Origin of the sequence: Yersinia artesiana (assembly GCF_902726545.1) — a bacterium.
Taxonomy (GTDB): domain Bacteria; phylum Pseudomonadota; class Gammaproteobacteria; order Enterobacterales; family Enterobacteriaceae; genus Yersinia; species Yersinia artesiana.
Genome location: NZ_CACVAD010000026.1, coordinates 49,066 through 70,392, shown reverse-complemented (window position 1 = coordinate 70,392; position 21,327 = coordinate 49,066). Strand labels below are relative to the sequence as shown.

Below are 21,327 nucleotides of genomic sequence, written 5' to 3'. Positions count from 1 at the left end.
ATGTTATCATTGATCTAGTTATAGTTAATATAAATAGTCATAAAATATAAAAAATATGAACAAATCCAGCTAAAAAGATAAAATATAATAAATATTAACCTCTTACCTATATAAATAAAAAATAAGACTTTCTGCCGTTGGAACATTTGATTACTAACCTATTACGCTTAACACTCCTTAGCCCCCCTACTTCCCTAGCGCGGTTTTTAACAGGCCATAGGCTGAGAGTAAATAGCCCATCCGTCCATAAAATCGTAAAGAGAACAATAACCCATAATCTTAACGTTATACCAAACAAAGTAAAAAACACCAGTTTGATTTTCAGAGGATAAACCTTAAAAAATTAATTTTTAGGTTTTATGTGTTGTTATAAGGAATTTAGGATCCTTGTAACCAGTTGAACACGCCATTTTAAACAAATGTTGACACAACCATAGAATTCACGTATCAATTTATGCAACGCAATATTTTAACTAATGAGAAACTGAAAAATCATGTTCTACTCAACCCGTCTACTAGGCCTACTACTTAACGCATCTCTCTTGCGCGGTATGTTGGTGGACGGAAATCAGAACTGATTCAGCCATCAAGATTAACAAGCCCGCGCAAATGCGCGGGTTTTTTTTTACCCGCTAAGCGCAAAAGTAAACACGACAAGGAATAACCCATGAGCCAACAAGTCATTATTTTCGATACAACATTGCGCGACGGTGAACAAGCATTGCAAGCCAGTTTGAGTGTTAAAGAGAAACTGCAAATCGCGTTAGCACTGGAAAGAATGGGTGTTGATGTCATGGAAGTCGGTTTCCCGGTCTCTTCACCTGGCGATTTTGAGTCAGTTCGCACCATCGCTCAGCAAGTGAAGAATAGCCGGGTGTGTGCCTTGGCACGCTGTGTAGATAAAGATATAGATGTTGCTGCTGAAGCATTGCGTATTGCCGAAGCATTCCGTATCCACGTGTTTTTGGCAACCTCTACCTTACATATTGAATCCAAGTTAAAGCGCTCGTTTGATGATGTGTTGGCGATGGCGGTGCATTCAGTGAAACGCGCTCGCAACTATACCAATGACGTAGAATTCTCTTGCGAAGATGCGGGCCGTACCCCAATTGACAACTTGTGCCGCATCGTAGAAGCCGCAATCAATGCCGGGGCGACTACCATCAATATTCCTGATACCGTCGGCTACACCACACCATATCAATTCGGCGGCATCATCACTGACTTGTATCAGCGTGTACCAAATATTGATAAAGCCATTATCTCGGTCCATTGCCATGACGATTTGGGCATGTCGGTTGCCAATTCCATTACTGCGGTGCAAGCCGGTGCGCGTCAGGTCGAAGGTACTATTAATGGTTTGGGTGAGCGCGCCGGTAACTGTTCACTGGAAGAAGTGATCATGGCGATTAAAGTGCGCGAAAACATGTTGGGCGTGCATACCAATATTAATCATCAAGAAATTTACCGTACCAGCCAATTGGTCAGTAAATTATGCAATATGCCAATACCCGCAAACAAAGCTATTGTCGGTAGTAATGCATTCGCCCACTCCTCCGGTATTCATCAGGATGGCGTGCTGAAAAATCGCGAAAACTACGAAATCATGACACCGCAATCCATCGGCCTGAAAGAAGTGCAACTGAACCTGACTTCCCGCTCGGGTCGTGCCGCCGTGAAGCACCGTATGGAAGAGATGGGTTATCAGGATAAAGATTACAACCTGGATTCCTTGTACGACGCATTCCTGAAGCTGGCAGATAAGAAAGGTCAGGTGTTTGATTACGACCTGGAAGCCCTGGCATTCATCAATAAACAGCAGGAAGAGCCAGAGCATTACCGTTTGGACTATTTCAGTGTGCAGTCTGGTTCTAGTGTGATGGCGACCGCATCGGTGAAATTGGTATGTGGTGAAGAAATTAAATCAGAAGCCGCCACAGGTAATGGCCCGGTCGACGCGGTATATCAAGCCATCAACCGCATTACCGACTACCCCATTGAACTGGTGAAATATCAACTGTCTGCCAATGGTCAGGGTAAAGATGCATTAGGTCAGGTGGATATCGTGGTTGACCATAAAGGTCGTCGCTTCCACGGCGTGGGGCTGGCAACAGATATTGTCGAGTCATCTGCCAAGGCGTTGGTTCACGTATTAAATAACATCTGGCGCGCTCAGCAGGTAGAAATCGAGAAGCAGCGTCTGCAACAAAATAATCAGGAAATGGTGTGAACATGACTAAGACTTATCATATTGCCGTTTTGCCCGGAGACGGTATTGGCCCTGAAGTAATGGCTCAGGCGAATAAAGTATTGGATGCTGTACGTCAGCGTTTCGGTATCAAGATTTCCACCAGCGCTTATGATGTCGGCGGCGCAGCTATCGACCGTCATGGCAGCCCGTTACCGCCAGCAACAGTGAGCGGGTGCGAACAAGCTGATGCCATCTTATTCGGCTCGGTGGGCGGCCCAAAATGGGAGCATTTGCCACCGGCTGAACAACCGGAGCGCGGTGCACTGTTACCATTACGTAAACACTTTAAGTTATTCAGTAACTTGCGCCCTGCGCGCTTGTATCAAGGATTAGAAGATTTCTGCCCATTGCGCAGTGATATCGCGGCGAAAGGCTTCGATATTCTGTGTGTACGCGAATTAACCGGCGGCATCTATTTCGGTCAACCCAAAGGTCGTGAAGGCCAGGGGATGCATGAACGTGCCTTTGATACCGAAGTTTACCATCGCTTTGAAATTGAACGTATTGCCCGTATTGCGTTTGAGTCCGCTCGCAAACGCGGTGGCAAAGTTACTTCTATTGATAAAGCCAATGTGTTGCAGAGTTCTATTCTGTGGCGTGAAGTGGTTACCGCCATTGCGGCAGACTATCCGGATGTTGCGTTGTCCCATATGTATATTGATAACGCCACCATGCAGTTAATTAAAGATCCATCCCAGTTTGACGTCTTGCTGTGCTCTAACTTGTTTGGCGATATTTTGTCAGATGAGTGCGCCATGATTACCGGCTCTATGGGCATGTTGCCTTCTGCCAGTTTGAATGAGCAAGGCTTTGGTTTATACGAACCCGCGGGCGGTTCCGCGCCGGATATCGCGGGCAAAAACATTGCCAACCCTATCGCGCAAATCCTCTCTTTAGCTCTGCTGATGCGCTTTAGTTTGGGTAAAGATGACGCGGCTGCGGCTATCGAAAACGCCATCAATCAGGCATTGGAACAAGGTTATCGCACCGCTGATTTGGCGGGTGATGGCACAGCAATCGGCACCAACGAAATGGGCGATATCATTGCTAAGTTCGTGGCTGAGGGGGTTTAATATGAGCAAAACGTTATATCAAAAACTGTATGATGCACATATCGTTTACGAAGCGCCGAATGAAACCCCGCTGTTGTATATCGATCGCCACTTAGTGCATGAAGTGACATCGCCGCAGGCCTTTGATGGCTTGCGCGCCATGGGCCGCCCGGTGCGTCAACCGGGTAAAACCTTTGCCACCATGGACCACAACGTTTCGACACAAACCAAAGATATCAATGCCAGTGGTGAAATGGCCCGCATTCAGATGCAGGAGTTGATCAAGAACTGTGCTGAATTCGGCGTGTCTTTGTATGACTTGAATCATCCATTCCAGGGTATTGTCCACGTCATTGGCCCAGAGCAAGGAATGACATTGCCGGGAATGACGATTGTTTGTGGCGATTCCCATACCGCGACCCACGGTGCATTTGGCTCATTGGCATTTGGTATCGGCACCTCAGAAGTTGAACATGTGTTGGCCACCCAGACGCTGAAGCAAGGTCGGGCCAAAACCATGAAAATCGAAGTCAACGGCGATGTTGGCCCTGGCATTACCGCCAAAGATATCGTGTTGGCAATTATCGGCAAAACCGGCAGCGCCGGTGGCACCGGGCATGTAGTGGAATTCTGTGGCAGCGCGATTGAAGCGCTGAGCATGGAAGGTCGCATGACATTGTGCAATATGGCGATTGAAATGGGTGCCAAAGCCGGTTTAGTCGCACCAGATGACACCACGTTTAACTATCTGAAAGGCCGTCAATTCGCCCCGACGGGTGAGCAATGGGAGCAAGGCGTGGCCTACTGGCGCACCTTGAAATCTGATGCTGATGCCAAATTCGATACTGTGGTGACCTTGGATGCCGCTGATATCGCGCCACAAGTGACCTGGGGCACCAATCCGGGTCAGGTGATTGCGGTGAATCAAATCATCCCGGCACCCGAGTCTTTTAGTGATCCCGTTGAGCGCGCTTCAGCAGAAAAAGCCTTGGCTTATATGGATTTACGCCCCGGAATTAAATTGACCGAAGTCGCGATTGATAAAGTCTTTATCGGTTCTTGCACCAACTCGCGTATTGAAGATTTACGTGCCGCAGCCGCAGTGGCGCAAGGGCGTAAAGTGGCCAGCGGTGTGCAGGCGATTGTGGTACCCGGCTCCGGCCCGGTAAAAGCACAAGCCGAAGCGGAAGGTTTGGATAAAATCTTTATCGAAGCCGGTTTTGAGTGGCGTTTACCCGGCTGCTCCATGTGTCTGGCGATGAATAATGACCGCCTGGAACCCGGTGAGCGCTGCGCATCCACCAGCAACCGTAACTTTGAAGGGCGTCAGGGCCGTGGGGGCCGCACCCATTTAGTTAGCCCGGCAATGGCTGCCGCCGCTGCCGTCAGTGGTCACTTTGCTGATGTCCGCGACTTATCTGCTGCTATCCACTAACCGGAGATACCACCATGGCAAAATTTACTCAACATATTGGTCTGGTCGCTCCGCTGGATGCGGCAAATGTCGATACCGACGCGATTATCCCGAAACAGTTTTTGCAAAAAGTGACACGCACTGGTTTTGGTCAGCATTTGTTTAACGACTGGCGCTTTCTGGACGATGCCGGCAAAGTCCCTAACCCGGAATTTGTACTGAACCAACCTCGCTATCAAGGTGCGACCATTTTATTAGCGCGCGAAAATTTCGGCTGCGGTTCATCACGTGAACATGCACCTTGGGCGCTGACAGATTTCGGTTTTAAAGTGGTTATTGCCCCAAGCTTTGCTGATATTTTTTACGGCAATTCATTTAATAACCAATTATTACCGGTAACCTTAAGTGAAGAGGAGATTGATACCTTATTCCAGTTGGTTAAAGAGAATGAAGGCATCGAATTTATTGTCGATTTAGAACACCAGACGGTGAATGCCGGTGGGAAAAGTTATTCTTTCGACATTGATACTTTCCGTCGCCATTGCATGATTAACGGCTTAGACAGTATTGGCCTGACATTACAGCACGAAAGCAATATTTCAGCATACGAAAAACAACAGCCAGAATTTCTGCGTTAATTATTCTTAGTTCATTTTGTGAGTATATTGTTGGTGTCAGGCAGCCCCTGACCCAACAATTAAAAATCTATCTGAACCCTAATCAAAAACTCATCTATCTTTCGCACATCGCTTCCATTCAAACCCAAATCCTATAACAATCAATCTGTTATATGACAGCACTGTAACCCATTAAATTACATAAATATTAGTGACTCTAATATTGTTTTAATTGATTGTAATTTGTGCTGAATATCACTTTTTATTTTTTAAACAACGCTATGCTGTTACATACTATCCACACCTAGAGGGCGCCTTATGACACGCATTGCATTGCGTTACCAAGCACGCATCTCCGGCGACCGCCGAGCCTGGTTTAATATCGATTACCGCCTTGCCAACGATTTCCCGCGTTAATTCCCCCATTGCTTATTCAGCTTAGGCTGAAAAAACTCATTTCTTTATTTTGTTGCCGTCATAGGTAATGCGGATCGCTATTTTCAATTTAAGCCAATCCTATTAGCCACGGTATATCTATATCCAAAAAAAAATGATATTTGGAGTAATAAGCTATGAAACGCATCCCTGAGCCCTTCCGCATTAAAATGGTCGAAAATATTCGGATGACCAACCGGGAAGATCGTGAGAAAGCATTGATTGAAGCGGGCTATAATCCATTCTTATTACCAAGTGAAGATGTTTATATTGATTTACTGACTGACTCCGGCACTGGGGCAATGAGTGACCGTCAGTGGGCTGGATTAATGATGGGTGATGAAGCCTATGCCGGTTCACGTAACTATTATCACTTGTGTGATCAGGTTAAAAAACTGATTGGTTACCCATTTACTATCCCAACACATCAGGGCCGTGGCGCTGAACAAATCCTGTTCCCTTGCCTGATTGCGAAAAAACAAAAAGCCGGGGGCGCCAAGAATCCGGTCTTTATTTCCAACTTCCATTTTGATACCACCGCCGCCCACGTTGAGATGAATGGTGCTAAAGCTATCAACGTCGTCACTCCGAAAGCCTTTGATACTGTGGCTTATTATGACTGGAAAGGTGACTTCGATTTAGACCAATTGAAAGCAACAATTGCCGAATATGGTGCTGACAACGTGGTGTCAATTATTACCACCGTCACCTGTAACAGCTCCGGTGGGCAGCCAATTTCAATGAGCAATATGCGCGAAGTGTATCGCATTGCTCAGCAGCATAATATTCCGGTAGTCATCGACTCCGCCCGCTTCTGTGAAAATGCCTGGTTTATCAAACAACGCGAGCCGGGTTATGGCGATAAGTCGATCAAAGAGATCATCCTGGAAATGTATCAATATGGCGATATGCTCACCATGTCAGCCAAAAAAGACCCGATGGTAAACATTGGCGGCCTGTGCTGTTTCCGCACCGATGAGGACTTGTTCAACGACGTTCGCATCCGTTGCGTGCCAATGGAAGGTTTTGTCACTTATGGTGGGTTAGCCGGTCGCGACATGGAAGCGCTGGCCATTGGGCTGGAAGAAGGAATGAATGAAGACTTCCTGACATACCGTATTGGGCAGGTAGAGTATTTGGGTGAGCGCTTACGCGCCGGCGGCATTCCGATTCAATATCCTACCGGCGGTCATGCGGTGTTTGTCGATGCCAAAATCCTGCTACCTCATATTCCAGCCGAACAATTCCCGGCACAGGCCCTGAATAATGCACTGTATCTGGAAGCCGGTATTCGCAGTGTGGAAATTGGCTCATTGCTGCTAGGTCGTGATCCAGAAACCGGCAAACAAAAACCGTCGCCATTGGAATTGCTGCGCCTGACCATCCCGCGCCGGGTCTATACCAATGACCATATGGATTACATTGCCGATGCCCTGATTTCACTCAAATCACGTGCTGAAGAAATCAAAGGCTTAACCTTCACCTACGAACCCCCTGTTCTGCGCCACTTTGTTGCCCGATTAAAACCTATCGAATAAGCGGCAACCGCCATACCAAGCCCCCCTGCTGCTCTGGCAGGGGGAAAACAGCTACAAAATCGCTACCTCTATAAGTGGTAAAACCACACGAGGACACCCTACTATGGCCCAAACTACACTAGAAGATCAGGTCACAGCAGCAAAAATTAAAAACCCTTCCCTCCTCGGCGGTGCCATGATTATTGCAGGCACTATCGTCGGCGCAGGGATGTTTTCACTACCCGTTGTCATGTCAGGGATCTGGTTTTATTGGTCTATTGCGGTTCTGGTTTTTACCTGGTTTTGCATGCTTCACTCAGGATTAATGATCCTCGAAGCCAACCTCAACTATCATACCGGTGCCAGTTTTGACACCATCACCAAAGACTTACTGGGCAACGGCTGGAATGTGATAAATGGCCTGACCGTCGCCTTTGTTCTCTATATTCTGACCTACGCCTATATATCTGCCAGTGGCTCGGTTATTCAGCATACGCTACGCGGAATGGGAATAGACTTCCCGGCTCGTCTGGGTGGCCTGTTCTTTGCTTTATTCGTCGCTTTTATTGTTTGGCTCAGTACCACTGCGGTAAGCCGGATGACCACCATCGTGCTGGGTGCCAAAATACTCACTTTCTTTATGACATTCGGCGGCTTGTTAGGCCATGTCGAACCGGTGAAATTGTTTAATTTGAGTGACGCCAACCCAAGCTACCTGCCCTATCTATTGATGACACTGCCATTTTGTCTGGCGTCATTCGGTTATCACGGTAATGTCCCCAGTTTGATGAAGTATTACGGTAAAAACCCACACCGTATCCGCAACTGCTTGTTATTTGGCACTTTGCTGGCACTGGCGCTATATATCATCTGGTTGGTCGGTACTATGGGGAATATTCCACGACCACAATTTCGCGAAATAGCCAGTCAGGGCGGCAATATTGATGTGCTGGTCAGTGCGCTGGGCGGGATATTAAAAAGTTCGTCAATGGACCTGCTGCTGACAGTATTCTCAAACTTCGCCGTCGCCAGTTCATTCCTGGGCGTCACTTTGGGATTATTCGATTATCTGGCTGATTTATTTAAATTTAACGACAGTCGTTTGGGTCGGGCAAAAACGGCTGCCATCACCTTCCTGCCGCCAATATTGGGTGGGTTGATTTATCCCGATGGTTTCATTTACGCCATCGGTTATGCCGGACTAGCCGCTACCGTCTGGGCCGCCATTGTTCCTGCGCTGCTGGCACGGGCCTCACGCAAACGCTTTGGTAGCCCGCTGTATCGCGTCTGGGGCGGTACCCCGATGATTGCATTGATTTTACTGTTCGGGGCGATTAATGCCATCGCCCATATCCTGTCGAGTCTGAACTTGCTGCCCGTTTACTAAAACGCCACACAGCGCCCTAGTTGAGTTGATAAGCGGGGAAATGTACCGAATGGGTCGTAGCGACGTAAGTCGCCGGAGCGCCCATAAGTGCAGTCGCCCCGCCAGTCACGGTGTTGCAAAATAGGTTGTTCACCAATCACAGCGCCCTGCGGGGCGCTAAGCCTCTCTCACTCGCGCACAAATAATAAGCGAAAGAATGGCGAGGATCATCGCCATGACATACACCGAATTATGACCCCAGGTTTCCGTTAATACTCCTTGCAGCACCCCCGCCAGAATCACCCCAGTGGAAATACTGTTGGTAAACAGTGTGGTGGCAGCCCCCGCTCTGCCCGGCATTAAATCCTGAAAATAAAGCATCCCAATACCGGCAACAATACCGATGAAAATGGCATTAAAAATCTGCAATAACATCAATGCTGTTTTAAATTTAAATAACACCAGCCCGGTATAAAACAGCACGCCAGCCAACACGGCGAACAGCATAATTTTACGCTTACCAAAACGCCTAACCGAATAACCTGCCAGCAGCATAATAGGAATTTCCAGCCCAGCCGCCGTTCCCATCAATAAGCCGGCCAGCCGCTCCGGCAGCCCCAGATTAGCAGTGATATATAACGGCATATCAATGATGTACATGGTGTTGCATGTCCACATCAGCATTGAGGCAATAAACAGCAGCAGGACATCTTTATCAGCAAACAGGCTACCCTGCGCAACCACAGGCGCATCCATCACCGGCTCGGTTCGCTTCACCGACGGCAAAATAAACCACACCACCAGCGCACTCAGCACAAAGATACCCGCGGCAATACTGAACATCAGAGTAAAGCCATAATTCAGCACCAGCATAAATGACAATGGCGGCCCGATAACCCACGCCAATGAAAGCTGCGCACGCATAATTGAGCTAAACATCACCACTTCGCGAGCTGAGCTATCGGCATATTCACGCGCCAGAGCGAAAATCTGTGGCATGGCGGTGTTAGCCACCGAGGCCAGCAAAACACCGGCGGTGATCAAGGTGAGATAATCACGATTAAAAGCAAACAGCAGGCAGTTCCCCACCGCCATCAGATAGCAAACCATAATCAGCTTGCGGCGATCCCCTCGAGCATCCGAGCGCTTGGCTAACACAAAGCTGACGGTGATCCCCGCGATAGCATTGACGGTATAAAATAGCCCAACCCATAGCGGGCGCACTTTCACTTCGGTGCTTAAAAATAGGCTTAAGGTAGGAGCCTGCAGAGCACCGGCAATACCAGAAAGAAAAGCCACCACAAAGAATGCAAGAAAAACCGGGTTGATACGACGGGAAAAGGTTAATGCAGATTTCATTCCAGGCTCCAGCGCCAGAAACAGCGAGTGAACGCTATGCTACAGAAGCGCGCAGATTTATATAGAGAAAAATAGATAAGCCGCATAAATTTACCGCCAAATAATTGATACCGTGAATCTTGTTTCAGCACCAAAGACGCAAGGTATTAGCCAAAGTCATTGGGGTTACAACCAGGCAGCAAGTGAACAAATCCCGATGAGCTTACTCAAGTAAGTGATTCGGGTGCGTGAACGCAGCTAACAACGCCACAGCTTCAAGTGCGAAGAGTAATAAAAAAAGCCAGTGGTATAACCCACTGGCTGGTGAAAAACACCATTACTCAGAAATTTTTGGAACTCAGGACTACAGCAAGACTCATTACTCAAAAAACCCTTTAAAACAGTTAATTACAAAGTGTGCTCAGTACGGGCGATAATATCGTCCTGTGCATCTGGCGACAGCGCGGTGAAGAATGCCGAGTAACCCGCCACCCTAACCACTAAATCACGATAACGATCTGGGTGCTGCTTGGCCTCCAGCAAAGTTTCCCGCGACACGATGTTGTATTGCACATGCCACCCCAGATACTCTTCAAAGAAGGTGCGCAGCATCATCATCAACTTTTCACGGTCACGCGGATTATCTAACGTGGACGGATTCAGTTTTTGATTGAGCAACACCCCGCCCAGAATAGAGGCGGTCGGTAATTTCGCTAGCGAATTAAACACCGCCGTTGGCCCCAGATGGTCAGTGCCGGAAGCCGGGCTTGCCCCTTCCGCCAACGGGCTGTGTGCTTTACGGCCATCCGGTGTTGCCATGGTCGCTGCGCCAAAGGGCACATTGGCAGAAATGGATGACGTACCCGCATAATAAGTGCCGCCAATCGGGCCGCGACCAAAGCGAGTATTGTGATATTGCTTCAGCTCATCAATGTAAGTCTGATAAGCGCGCACTAACAGTTGGTCGACATCATCAACATCATTGCCATATTTCGGTGCTGAATTAATCAGATGCTGGCGCAGTTGCTCGCCATTCAAACCGGCAAAATCATTGGCTAATGCTGTAGCCAGTTGCTGTTGGCTGATAAGTTGTTGTTCAAATACCAATTTGCGTACCGCCGCCAGACTATTACCCAAGTTGGCAATCCCGACTTGCAAACCAGAAACCCAGTCATAGCGCGCCCCGCCTTGTTTGATACTTTTACCGCGCTCAATGCAATCATCCACCAGCGCAGAACAGACGATATCGTGGGCGTTTTCTTCCAATACCGTATCCACTACACACTCTATCTCGATAGATTTGCGGGTGTAGTAGCGAATCTGCGCATCCCATTGCGCCATCACCTGAGAGAAATCGCTAAAGTTGCCTTTCGACAAACCTTGCTCTTGCGGCAAGAATACCTGCCCGGATGTTGCATCACGCCCTTGCTCCAGCGCCGCCAACATCACTCTGGCGAAGTTAATGAAGCTCATGCCGGTGCAGCGGTAACCCCACTTGCCACCAACCGCCGTTTCAATACAACCAATCGCGGCGTAATCATAAGCATCCTGCGGCTCGACACCCAGTTTGATAAATTCAGGTATCACAATTTCATCATTGTTAAACGCTGGCATACCAAAACCGCAGCGGATAACTTGCACACAGGCATCCAGAAAATCATCACTAATACCAGCATGGTAGCGAACACTCAGGTTTGGCTGAGTGGAGCGCAAGCGCCCGCATGACTCCAGTACCGCATAAGAAAGTGGATTCACAGCATCAATAGCTTTGCCCTGTACCAGCTTTTGCCCGCCGATAGTGACGTTTTGATAAAGTGGGCTGCCCGCTGAGGCTTTGGAGTGCGAGCCGGAGCGGATTTTGTTTACTTCCAGCAATTTGAGCCAACAGCTATGCAGCATTTCAATGGCTTGTTCGCGGCTAAGAGTGTTTTCCAGCTCAACGTCGCGGCGATACCACGGGTACAAATATTGGTCCAGACGACCAAAGGAAACCGAGTGACCATTAGATTCAATCTGCAAAATCAACTGGATGAAATAGCACAATTGCAGGGCTTGCCAGAAAGTCTGCGGTGGCTGATGGGCAATCAATTCACAGTTTTCGGCGATAGTCTGTAGCTCTATCCGACGCCATTCGCGAGTTTCGTCCTGGGACATTTGCCGTGCTACTGCGGCGTAACGCTCAATATGTTCGCTTAGAGCCGCCAGCGAAATATCAATCGCTTTCAGGAATTGTTCTTTATGCAGGTCACTCCAGTCCGTCAGTTGCAGCCGTTCACGGCGGCTGGCCACTTTACTGCGCAGGCCATCCAACCCTTTTTCCAGCAATAACGGGAAGTTAACCGCCAAATGCGCATCACCGGAGGTCATATTCCCCTCGGCTTTTATAATGCCGGTTGCCAGCAAGGCTTTTTGTTCGTCGGTGAACATACCATAGCAGCGATCCTGCACAGTTTGACCGCGCCACCACGGGCACAACCGGTGCAATACCGCTTTGTCTTCTTCACTGACGGAGAAACCTGCACCTGGGCGATCGGCCAGTTCGTCAATTTCACTCTCAATCCAGCTCACCGTGTATTCCGGAAAAATCGGCGCGGCCCGCAGTTGACTGGCCTGATTACCAATGATTAGCTCATCATTCTTAATCCAGATGGTGCGTTGCTGTAGATGATGAGCCAGCGCCAGCGCACGTCGAACAGGCAGCGGTTTATCCTGATGCTGTTGATAAGCCTCGGTATAGTGCACAGCCCGCTCAGTACAAACCGGCGGTTTTACAATATGAATCAGCGCGTTTTTATGCTGTTTTGTCCGTTCGCTTAAGGTTACCAAATCGAGAGTGGTCATTGCGTCATCCTCTTAAAATTGCGGTAAGACCCTTGTCACGGGCATAACTTTCCGCAAAGGCCAGCAGGTCAGGAGAATCTAAAGGTGTCTTGGCTGCCAGATACTCTTCACCCAGCAGTGAATATTTGTTGATGCCCAGCGTGTGATAAGGCAAAAAGTGAATCTCTTTCACGCCAATTTCATCCGCAGCAAAATCGACAATGCCTTGTACCGAGCGGCGGTCAGCATTGAAATCTGGGATTAAGGGCACCCTTACGGTGATATTGGTACCTGCCGCCGCTAATTTGCGAAAATTTTCCATCACCCGCCTGGCTGAACCGCCCGTCCACTGTTGAAAACGTTGCTCATCGGTGTGTTTCAAATCCGCCAGCATCAAATCAAGCCATGGTAAAGAAGGGGCGATATAGCGCCACGGGGTATGCAGGCAAGACTCAACCGCAGTATGGATACCTTGCTGGTGACAGCGCTGCAATAATTCAGCCGCCACCGCTGGTTGCATAAAAGGCTCACCGCCGGACAACGTTACCCCACCGCCGCTACGCCGATAAAATGGCAAGTCGCGTAACAATGTCTCCATAGTGGCATCAATATCAATCGGGCTGCCACACACTGTCAGGGCACCGCTAGGGCAGCGAACCGTCAGTGCCTGAATATCGTTTTCTGCTAATTGCTGGCGATGAATAACAATTTTATTATCAATACGTTGGATGGCTTGCGGGCAAGTTTGCTGACACAAGTCACAGCCTGCTAAACACAGGCGCGAGTCAAATAACACCTCTGGCTGGCGTGAGCGACTTTCTGGGTTTTGGCACCAGCGGCAGCTCAGTGAGCAGCCTTTGAGAAATACCACGCTGCGAATACCGGGGCCGTCATGGGTGGAATAACGTTGTAAATTAAAAATCATCTTATCCCTCCCATTGGCTGTGATTGCGCCGACATTGCCGCGTTAACTTACTTTCATTGGCAACCAGTATCTGCGTAATATAGGGAAAGAAAAATTGATGAAATTTGCCGAGGAGTTCCTCTTTTATGTCTACCTCTCGCCTGCAACAACAGTTCATTCGCCTCTGGCAACGTTTTAGCGGTTTACCAACAGAAACCACCTTGCAGGAGCTGGCCGAAGTGCTGTGCTGTTCGCGCCGCCATGTGCGTTCTTTGCTGGGGAGCATGCAGCAAGAAGGGTGGCTTAGCTGGCAGGCGGAAGCGGGCCGAGGTAAGCGCTCACAATTGACCTTTCTCTATTCCGGTTTAGCCTTACAACAACAGCGGGCCGAAGAGTTACTGGAACAAGAGAGTATTGATCAGTTGGTGCAATTGGTCGGGGATAAAAAAGCGGTACGCCAAATGCTGCTATCTCAGTTAGGGCGCAGCTTTCGGCAAGGTAAACATATTCTACGCGTGCTCTATTACCGCCCATTACAGAACCTCCTGCCCGGCACAGCGCTACGCCGATCAGAAACCCATATGGTACGGCAGATTTTTAATGGTCTGACGCGGATAAATGAGGAAAATGGGGAACTAGAACCAGACTTATCTCATCACTGGCAAGCCATCAGCCCATTGCATTGGCGCTTTTATTTACGCCCGGCGATACATTTTCACCACGGCCGTGAGCTGGAAATGAATGATGTGATTACCAGTCTGACCCGATTAATCCCGCAACCGCTGTTTTCACATATCACGGCGGTGCGTTCACCCACGCCGTATGTCATTGATGTGCATCTTAGCGCCCCAGATAACTGGCTGCCGTGGTTGTTGGGCAGTGCGCACGCCATGATCTTGCCACAAGAGTGGGAAAATCAACCTGATTTTCGTCGGCATCCTATTGGGACTGGCCCTTATTCTGTGATTCGTAATCACCAGAGCCAATTGAAAATTCAGGCTTTTGATAACTATTTCGGTTTCCGTGCACTGATTGATGAGGTCAATATCTGGGTGCTACCAGAGCTATCCGAAGAGTTGGTTTATTCCGGCGTACAATTGCAGGCTGACGATACCAGCAAAAATGAGCTGGAAAGCCGGCTGGAAGAAGGCTGCTATTTTTTACTGTTTGACCAGCGCTCTCCCCTGACCCGCAATCCTGCTATTCGCCGCTGGCTCTGTGAACTGATTACGCCCGTCGCTCTGCTCAGCCACGCAGACCCTTTTTATCAGCGCTATTGGTCACCGGCTTACGGCATGTTGCCACGCTGGCATCACAACCGGCTCACCGCTCTGGAAGCGAAACCGGAAGGTTTAACCGAACTGACTCTCACCTTTTACAGTCACCATTCAGAGTTTGATGCCATCAGTCAGACGCTAACAAAATTGCTAGAAGATCAAGGTGTTAATTTAAAAATACATGTGGTGGACTACACACAGTGGTATCAGGGGGATGCCCAGAGCGACATGTGGCTTGGCAGCGCAAACTTCTATCTGCCACTGGAGTTTTCTCTGTTTGCCACTTTATATGAGCTGCCGCTACTGCAATATTGCCTGGATGAAGAGTTACACCAAGATGTTGAATTATGGCGCAATAATACCTTGCAGATGGCGGATTGGAGCCAACGACTGGTCAGCCAAAATCAATTCCATCCCTTGTTCCATCACTGGCTAGAATTATACGGGCAACACAGTATGCGTGGTGTACGTATGAATACACTCGGCTGGTTTGATTTCAAATCGGCCTGGTTTACACCGCCTGAGACTTAAAACTCTATTCACTTTCCCTGCGGAGAATAATACCCTGCGGGGATGTTGATAATAACAACTTCAATTAATACATTGGACGGCACCATCTCCTTAACGATATAATACCAACTGACGCAGAATAAGGAGATAGCGCGGTGACAGATAGCGAAATGGAAAAAGAACTGTTAGCTAACGGTTTTACGGAAAAAGAAGTCAATAGATTAAAAAAAGTTCTGACCCATGAGCATGTTAATGATGCTGGAGGTGAGACATTGGAATCGCTCATCCTTGATTTAAAGAAAGGTTTTATTCCAAGTTGTATTGTTATTGGGACGATTCCATTATTATACCCGCTAATAGTTACCGAACCTGTTAGAATAGGGGCAATAGCTTTCTCAGTAGTTGCAATAATGTTATTATTTGGTATTAATTTAATTAACCCAATAAAATTGTCATATAAGTCATATATGTTTTTAAAAAAACAAAGCAGAAATTAAGGGGAATAATTCCCCTTACCTATTATTTTAAATAACTAACATCATCATGCTCGTTAATATCTGAAATGATACGTACTTTATTTCCAGCACCAGCAATTTTCAGTAGTAAAGCGCCCTGACTCATTTTTGTATAGTTTCTATAGTAATCACTCGGAATATATTTATATAATCGCCATACATCAGGTTTTAAACTCAGGGCAACCACACCATACAGTGATGATGCCATATCTACAGCATGATAAGCCATCGAGCCTGCTTTTGGCTCAAATCCCATAAACTTAGCGGTTATTCTGTAACCTTTTTCCATAAACCCTACATAGTTATCTTGACCGAGTAAATGATATACTTTTTCAGCGACTGTACTAGCACCACTAAGCGTTAAATGTGCGCCAGCCAATTTTCCTATAACAAATCCCGACTTTACTATAAGTCCTACCCCGGAAATAGCTTGTAATCCCCCACCGACAACACCAATGGCATTTATGGTATAACCAATTTCATTATTGTATTTTTCCATATTAATCGTCATATAGACTTTTGCTCTATCCAGAGAAAGCATAGTGCCTTGCCTTTCTATATTGGCACACTCATCCTGGATATTACTGATCGCAGTCCGACACTCCGAATCGGTTTTTGCATTACGAATAATATTTAGATTGCCATCTGACAGTTGTTTTACTTCACTTTCAAATCGCGCTTTAAGGAAGAAATCCTTAATATGGCGGGAGGAAACAATCTTTGCTGTTTTCATTAAGTCATTGGCCGCCGAGTGAGCCAATGCAAGAAAGTAATTATTGTCCCTTTCTCTTCTATTTAAGTAAATATCCATCAGTATCATCCATAATTAAATTATCAAAAAGAGATAATATCTTATCTTCCAAGCGGTATCACTGGGGCGTCTACTTATAGATGTCTATTTCAGCCTTTGCGTGGGTTTATCTCTCTATTTTGAGAATACACCCCGGGCGTTAATCTGATTTATTAATATTCTATTGGTATTTAATATTGGGTAATTATTGACTGCATTTACTGGCTCATAAACATCTTATCGACCAACAATGCCCTTTCCCCTACTCGAATTAATCTCTACAATAGCGGCGTCTCAACGGGGTGCTAAATTGTAGAAAGGCCACAAGTTAGCTGAGAGCAAACCCGTCGAACCTGATCCGGTTAACACCGGCGGAGGGATTTGAGAAAGATAACGCCGGTACTCCCTATGGATACAGATGTTAGCTACCGCCTCAGATACCTTTGCCACCTTTATCCTTAAGGAGTGCAAAGTGTTTAAACGCCTTATTCCCTGCTTGTTTTTGCTGTCTGCGGCAGCCGTCGCTGCTGATAAACCCACATTGACAGTGTATACCTATGACTCCTTTGCCGCCGATTGGGGGCCAGGGCCTGCCATTAAAAAAGCCTTTGAAGCCGAGTGCGATTGCCAACTTAAATTTGTCGCGCTGGAAGATGGCGTTTCACTGCTAAACCGCTTGCGGATGGAAGGTAAAAACAGTCAGGCCGATGTCATTTTAGGTTTGGATAACAATTTAGTACAAGCGGCGGAACAAACCGGATTATTCGTGCCAAGTCAGGTAGATATCAGCAAACTGACCTTGCCGGAAAAATGGCAGAATAAGACCTTCGTCCCATACGATTATGGCTATTTTGCTTTTGTGTATGACAAAAACAAATTAAAAAACCCGCCGAAGAGCCTGCAAGAATTAGTCGACAGTAAAGAGCCGTGGAAGGTCATTTATCAAGACCCACGCACCAGCACGCCTGGCCTTGGCTTAATGTTGTGGATGCAAAAAGTGTATGGTGACAAAGCTCCGCAAGCATGGCAGCAACTGGCGAAGAAAACCGTTACCGTGACCAAAGGCTGGAGCGAAGCCTATGGCTTGTTCCTGAAAGGTGAAGGGGATTTAGTGCTGAGTTACACCACCTCTCCGGCTTATCATCTGATTGAAGAGAAGAAAAGTCACTATGCCGCCGCCGATTTTAGCGAAGGCCACTATTTGCAAGTGGAAGTCGCCGGTGTGGTGGCATCCAGCAAGCAGCCGGAACTGGCGCAGCGCTTTATGCAATTTATGGTCACACCTGCATTCCAGAATCATATCCCGACCGGCAACTGGATGTATCCAGTGATCAAAATGGATTTACCGGCCGGATTTGACACCCTGACCGTGCCACAAAAAGCATTACAATTTGATGCTAAAGACGTGGCTGATAATCGTGGCAAATGGATCCAGGTATGGCAATCCGCCGTCAGCCGCTGATCCCCGCGTGGTTATGGCCGGGGCTACTGGCCGCTTTGCTGATAGTCGGTGTCGCTTTGCTGGCGTTCACGGCTATCTGGCGGCACGCCCCGGACACGAATTGGCAAAGCATCTGGCACGACAGCTATCTGTGGCATGTGATTCGTTTCACTTTCTGGCAGGCGTTTCTCTCTGCATTACTGTCAGTTATTCCGGCGATTTTTTTGGCGCGCGCTTTATACCGCCGCCGCTTTCCCGGCCGCCAACTGCTGTTGCGCTTATGCGCCATGACACTGGTGCTGCCGGTGTTGGTCGCCATCTTTGGTATTCTGACCGTTTATGGTCGCCAAGGTTGGTTGGCGGCGCTATTTGGCGGATTGGGGCTGAATTACCGCTTCTCGCCTTATGGCCTACAGGGGATCTTGCTGGCGCATATTTTCTTTAATATGCCGCTGGCGACCCGCTTGCTATTGCAGTCATTGGAAAGCATTGCCGTTGAACAGCGCCAGTTAGCTGCACAACTGGGCATGAATGGCTGGCAGCATTTTCGCTGGGTTGAGTGGCCCTATCTGCGCCGCCAGATCCTACCCACTGCCGCACTGATTTTTATGCTGTGTTTTGCCAGCTTCGCCACTGTGCTCTCACTCGGCGGCGGGCCGCAAGCCACCACTATCGAACTGGCTATTTATCAAGCACTCAGTTATGACTACGATTTGGGGCGTGCGGCATTATTGGCACTGATTCAACTGGGGTGTTGCCTGGGATTGGTGGTCATGAGCCAACGGCTAAGCTCAGTATTGGCGGTGGGCAATACTCATGGACAAATCTGGCGCAGCCAGCAGGACAGTGCCTGGTCGCGCATCAGCGACACCCTATTAATCGGCGCGGCATTATTATTGATGGTGCCGCCATTACTGGCAGTCGTGATTGATGGCAGCAATAAAACGATATTGACCGTGCTCCAGCAGCCGGCACTGTGGCACGCCTTCTTTACCTCACTGACCATCGCCATTGGCGCGGGGCTATTGTGTGTCACTCTGACCATGATGCTGTTATGGAGCAGTCGTGAACTGAAACTGCGCCACCACACGGCTTACGGACAAGCCATGGACGTCAGCGGCATGGTGATTCTGGCGATGCCGGGTATCGTGCTGGCGACCGGCTTTTTCTTATTACTCAATGATACGTTGGGCTTACCGCAATCCCCCTATGCACTGGTGATTTTAACCAATGCGCTGATGGCGGTGCCCTATGCTTTAAAAGTGCTGGATAACCCGATGCGGGATCTTGCCGAGCGCTATACGCCGCTGTGTTTATCACTGGATATTCGCGGCTGGCACCGGTTGCGCCATATTGAACTCAGTGCGCTAAAACGCCCTCTGGCTCAGGCGCTGGCCTTCGCCACGGTACTTTCCCTTGGGGATTTTGGTGTGGTGGCGCTGTTTGGTAACGAGCACTTCCGCACCTTGCCATTTTATCTTTATCAGCAAATAGGATCTTATCGCAGCAATGATGGCGCAGTGACTGCCCTATTGCTGCTATTACTGTGTTTCCTGCTGTTTACTCTTATTGAACGACTGCCGAGCCGCCATGTTAAACCTTGAGAAAATCACCTATCTGTATGACCACTTACCGATGCGCTTTGATTTGCGCATCCAACCGGGTGAGCGGGTGGCTATCCTTGGCCCAAGTGGAGCGGGTAAAAGCACTCTGCTAAGTTTGATTGCGGGATTTTTGGCACCGGCCAGTGGCCGTATGCTGCTGAATAATCAAGACCACACCATGACTCCGCCCGCCCAAAGGCCGGTATCGATGTTGTTTCAGGAAAATAATCTGTTCGCGCATTTAACTGTCGAACAGAATATCGGATTGGGATTGCATCCGGGGCTAAAGCTCAATCATGAGCACAAGTTGCTGCTCGGCCTAATAGCGCAACAAGTCGGATTGGAAGCGTGCCTTGACCGGCTACCGGCACAGCTTTCTGGCGGCCAACGCCAGCGGGCGGCGCTGGCACGTTGCTTAGTGCGTAGCCAGCCTATCCTGTTGCTGGACGAGCCGTTTTCTGCATTAGACCCGGCACTGCGCAATGAGATGCTGCAATTGGTCAGTCAGGTGTGTACTAACCGCAATCTGACATTACTGATGGTGTCACACAATTTGGATGACGCCGCCCGCATTGCCGAGCGCACTTTATTGGTGGTCGATGGCCGCATTTACTACGACGGCCCCACTCAAGCACTGGTTAACGGCACCGCCCCCGAAGCCAGTGTGCTGGGTATTTTTAGCCGGCGAGCACCTTCCACAACAAATGACGATAAATCGGCATAATGGGCTGCATATGCAACCAGATAAAGCTGGCAATGGCCACGATAATAGAAAGCACCGTCACCCAACGCAAGCGGGCCAAAGGCAACCATTTGCTCAAGCGATCCGGGCTGCGTTTGCCAAAACGCCACCAGCGCCAGGACAACCCGCACGCCAGCCAAATCAGCATCACCACCACAAACAAGAGCCACTTAAACATGTAACTGTTGGCATTCGGTGGGATATCAATCGCCACGCCCGCCAATATACCGGGGAAGAAATAGAGCGGTGGCCAGGTCAGGCAACCAATCACATTTGGTAAGGCAAATTTTACCGGCGGTAGATTCAGCATCCCCGCGACCATCGGGACAATAGGCCGTGTCGGGCCAATAAAACGCCCCAGCAGCACGGTAGCCATACTGTGGTTATGCAATGCATGCTCAGTTTTTGCCAATAGCGATTTATGTTTTTTCAGAAAAGACCAGCGGTGCAACGGCTCTTTGAAGCGGCGACCAATAAAGTATGAGAGCCAATCCCCCATCAGGCAACCTACTGTCGCGGCAGCCCAGGCGGTATAAAAACCCACTTCTCCACTGCCAATCAATGCGCCGACACTGGTCATCATGACCGTGCCGGGCAGTAACATGCCCACCAGCGCCAACGATTCTAAAAAAGTGACTAACATGACGACAAATAGCGTGAAAGCCAGAGATTGCGTCAGTAAATGTAATAAATAGGCTTCCATAGATTTGTCCGTTGGTTAACACCCAAGGCTC

Annotated in this window: 17 protein-coding genes and 1 riboswitch; of the genes, 12 read left to right on the top strand and 5 right to left on the bottom strand. The window is 48.5% G+C overall.

Features of this window, described 5'->3' with window-relative positions:
* The first annotated feature begins 667 nt into the window (after window positions 1–667).
* The 7 genes from leuA to mtr all read left to right on the top strand — a co-directional run bounded on the left by leuA (window position 668) and on the right by mtr (window position 8,673).
* Window positions 668–2,230 carry a 2-isopropylmalate synthase gene (gene leuA, locus HU019_RS10900; RefSeq protein ID WP_174850092.1) on the top strand — a complete coding sequence of 521 codons (1,563 nt, stop codon included), beginning with the start codon at window positions 668–670 and terminating at the stop codon, window positions 2,228–2,230.
* 2 nt (window positions 2,231–2,232) lie between these two features.
* A complete protein-coding gene (gene leuB, locus HU019_RS10895; protein ID WP_174850093.1) occupies window positions 2,233–3,324 on the top strand; it encodes a 3-isopropylmalate dehydrogenase in 1,092 nt (363 codons plus the stop codon).
* A 1-nt stretch (window position 3,325) separates the two neighbouring features.
* Window positions 3,326–4,738 carry a 3-isopropylmalate dehydratase large subunit gene (leuC, locus tag HU019_RS10890; protein WP_174850094.1) on the top strand — a complete coding sequence of 471 codons (1,413 nt, stop codon included), beginning with the start codon at window positions 3,326–3,328 and terminating at the stop codon, window positions 4,736–4,738.
* Window positions 4,739–4,752: 14 nt separating this feature from the next.
* Complete coding sequence (gene leuD, locus HU019_RS10885; RefSeq protein ID WP_174850095.1) at window positions 4,753–5,355, top strand: 3-isopropylmalate dehydratase small subunit; 603 nt, start codon at window positions 4,753–4,755, stop codon at window positions 5,353–5,355.
* Window positions 5,356–5,652: 297 nt separating this feature from the next.
* Window positions 5,653–5,751, top strand: coding sequence for a tryptophanase leader peptide (gene tnaC / locus HU019_RS10880; RefSeq protein WP_174850096.1), 99 nt, complete (start codon window positions 5,653–5,655; stop codon window positions 5,749–5,751).
* Window positions 5,752–5,906: 155 nt separating this feature from the next.
* Window positions 5,907–7,307, top strand: coding sequence for a tryptophanase (gene tnaA / locus HU019_RS10875; protein WP_174850097.1), 1,401 nt, complete (start codon window positions 5,907–5,909; stop codon window positions 7,305–7,307).
* Window positions 7,308–7,410: 103 nt separating this feature from the next.
* Complete coding sequence (mtr, locus tag HU019_RS10870) at window positions 7,411–8,673, top strand: tryptophan permease (protein WP_174850098.1); 1,263 nt, start codon at window positions 7,411–7,413, stop codon at window positions 8,671–8,673.
* Window positions 8,674–8,829: 156 nt separating this feature from the next.
* Here mtr and HU019_RS10865 read toward each other — a convergent pair whose 3' ends face one another.
* The 3 genes from HU019_RS10865 to HU019_RS10855 form a co-directional block, all read right to left on the bottom strand.
* Window positions 8,830–10,011: a sugar efflux transporter gene (locus HU019_RS10865; protein ID WP_174850099.1), complete on the bottom strand. Its 1,182-nt coding sequence runs from the start codon at window positions 10,009–10,011 to the stop codon at window positions 8,830–8,832.
* Window positions 10,012–10,398: 387 nt separating this feature from the next.
* Complete coding sequence (locus tag HU019_RS10860) at window positions 10,399–12,831, bottom strand: formate C-acetyltransferase/glycerol dehydratase family glycyl radical enzyme (protein WP_174850100.1); 2,433 nt, start codon at window positions 12,829–12,831, stop codon at window positions 10,399–10,401.
* Between the two features lie 4 nt (window positions 12,832–12,835).
* On the bottom strand, window positions 12,836–13,735 hold the full coding sequence (locus HU019_RS10855) for a glycyl-radical enzyme activating protein (protein ID WP_174850101.1): 900 nt from the start codon (window positions 13,733–13,735) through the stop codon (window positions 12,836–12,838).
* 125 nt (window positions 13,736–13,860) lie between these two features.
* Here HU019_RS10855 and sgrR point away from each other — a divergent pair, with 125 nt between their 5' ends.
* Together sgrR and HU019_RS10845 are read left to right on the top strand one after the other, a co-directional pair.
* Complete coding sequence (gene sgrR, locus HU019_RS10850) at window positions 13,861–15,522, top strand: HTH-type transcriptional regulator SgrR (RefSeq protein ID WP_174850102.1); 1,662 nt, start codon at window positions 13,861–13,863, stop codon at window positions 15,520–15,522.
* Window positions 15,523–15,671: 149 nt separating this feature from the next.
* Window positions 15,672–15,998, top strand: coding sequence for a hypothetical protein (locus HU019_RS10845; protein WP_174850103.1), 327 nt, complete (start codon window positions 15,672–15,674; stop codon window positions 15,996–15,998).
* Between the two features lie 22 nt (window positions 15,999–16,020).
* Here the strand turns inward: HU019_RS10845 and HU019_RS10840 are convergent, their stop codons facing one another.
* A complete protein-coding gene (locus HU019_RS10840) occupies window positions 16,021–16,827 on the bottom strand; it encodes a DUF4225 domain-containing protein (RefSeq protein WP_174850486.1) in 807 nt (268 codons plus the stop codon).
* A 267-nt stretch (window positions 16,828–17,094) separates the two neighbouring features.
* Window positions 17,095–17,204: riboswitch (TPP riboswitch) on the top strand.
* Window positions 17,205–17,278: 74 nt separating this feature from the next.
* Between HU019_RS10840 and thiB the strand changes: the two genes are divergently transcribed.
* The 3 genes from thiB to thiQ are packed head-to-tail and all read left to right on the top strand — an operon-like array spanning window position 17,279 to window position 20,575.
* Window positions 17,279–18,268, top strand: a complete 990-nt coding sequence (gene thiB, locus HU019_RS10835) for a thiamine ABC transporter substrate binding subunit (RefSeq protein WP_174849753.1) — start codon at window positions 17,279–17,281, stop codon at window positions 18,266–18,268.
* On the top strand, window positions 18,244–19,851 hold the full coding sequence (gene thiP / locus HU019_RS10830; RefSeq protein WP_174849754.1) for a thiamine/thiamine pyrophosphate ABC transporter permease ThiP: 1,608 nt from the start codon (window positions 18,244–18,246) through the stop codon (window positions 19,849–19,851). The genes thiB and thiP overlap by 25 nt, the downstream gene beginning before the upstream one ends.
* Window positions 19,838–20,575 carry a thiamine ABC transporter ATP-binding protein ThiQ gene (gene thiQ / locus HU019_RS10825; RefSeq protein ID WP_174849755.1) on the top strand — a complete coding sequence of 246 codons (738 nt, stop codon included), beginning with the start codon at window positions 19,838–19,840 and terminating at the stop codon, window positions 20,573–20,575. Before thiP ends, thiQ begins: the two co-directional genes overlap by 14 nt.
* Here the strand turns inward: thiQ and HU019_RS10820 are convergent.
* Window positions 20,529–21,296: a DedA family protein gene (locus HU019_RS10820; protein WP_174849756.1), complete on the bottom strand. Its 768-nt coding sequence runs from the start codon at window positions 21,294–21,296 to the stop codon at window positions 20,529–20,531. The two genes, thiQ and HU019_RS10820, sit on opposite strands and share 47 nt — an antisense overlap.
* Window positions 21,297–21,327: the final 31 nt, after the last annotated feature.